General features: G+C 66.8%; 1 protein-coding gene. It reads left to right on the forward strand.

Annotated elements, in window-relative coordinates; all coding sequences use genetic code 11:
• The first annotated feature begins 113 nt into the window (after positions 1-113).
• Positions 114-1,130, forward strand: coding sequence for an IS110 family transposase (locus ACO2TI_RS22970; RefSeq protein WP_423287865.1), 1,017 nt, complete (start codon positions 114-116; stop codon positions 1,128-1,130).
• Positions 1,131-1,369: the final 239 nt, after the last annotated feature.

Here is a 1,369-nt window from a genome sequence, read left to right on the forward strand (position 1 = left end):
AACGAATGAAAGGGACTTCCCCGTCCCGAATGTGCCGCGGCGAAGCGGCAGCCGGCATCGAAGTGCCACGATGGGAAGTGCGAACTCTCATCAATGTTCGGAAGGGGAAGTCCATGGCCATTCTGTACGTCGGGATCGATCTCGCCAAGAACGTGTTTGCCCTCCACGCGGTGGATGAAGCGGGGCGCGCAGTGCTGGCACGTCCGAGCGTGCCACGAGGCAAGCTGATGGAGCTGGTTGCCTCGTTGCCCGCGTGCACGATCGGGATGGAAGCGTGCTCGGGTGCACACCACTGGGCGCGGCAGTTCCAGGCGCTGGGCCACACCGTGCGCCTGATCGCGCCGAAGTTCGTGGTGCCCTACCGGCTGTCGGGCAAGCGTGGCAAGAACGATGCGGCCGATGCGGCGGCGATCTGCGAGGCGCTGCAGCGCCCGCACATGCGCTTCGTACCGCTCAAGAGCGAAGCCCAGCAGGCGCAGCTGACGGTGCACCGGGCGCGCCAGGGCCTGGTGGAGGCACGCACCGCGACGATCAACCGCATCCGTGGGCTGCTCAGCGAGTTCGGCGTGGTGTTGCCGCTCAAGGCCGCCACGGTGAGGCGCGAGGCCACGGCCGCGCTCGAGGATCTGCCGGGCCAAGCCAACTGGGTGATCGGCGATCTGCTCAGCGAGGTGCATCACCTGGACGAGCGCATCGCGCAGTACGACCGCCTGATCGTGCAGATGGCCCGCGAGGATGCGCGAGCGCAGCAGCTCATGCGCCTGGGCGGCGTGGGCGAGACCACGGCCACGGCGCTGGTGGCCACGATCGGCAGCGGCCACGAGTTCAAGTGCGGGCGCCAGTTGGCGGCCTGGCTGGGGCTCGTGCCGGGGCAGTACAGCTCAGGCGGCAAGGCACGGCTGGGGCGCATCACCAAGGCAGGCGATCCTTACCTGCGCTCGCTACTCGTGATGGGCGCACGTGCGTTACTCAACGCGGCCAAAGCCAAGACCGACAGCGTGAGCCGATGGGCCATCGCGTTGGCGGAACGCCGAGGCTACTGGAAGGCGGTCGTAGCGATCGCTGCGAAGAACGTGCGCATGGCGTGGGCGGTGCTCGATCGGGGCGAGCGCTTCGTCATGCCGAGCTGAACACACAAGACCTACCGCCGCGTGACGGCTCGCGTTGATGAGTGAAGGTTGGACCTGCGCGGGGTGTGCCTGATCATGTCTGGGCGACGGCAATGCTGTTCGCGACTAACGAATGAGGCCCCCGCGTGCGTCTTGCATCAGGGTCCGCAGCGATGAAGCTGCATCGATGACCGCTTGTAGTTGCGCCAGTCCGCACCTTGCTCAAACGCAGCGCGACCGAGACACCGGCGAGTGGATCA

The sequence above is a fragment of the Caldimonas sp. KR1-144 genome (assembly GCF_049446155.1).
In the GTDB taxonomy this organism is placed as follows: Bacteria; Pseudomonadota; Gammaproteobacteria; order Burkholderiales; family Burkholderiaceae_C; genus Rivibacter.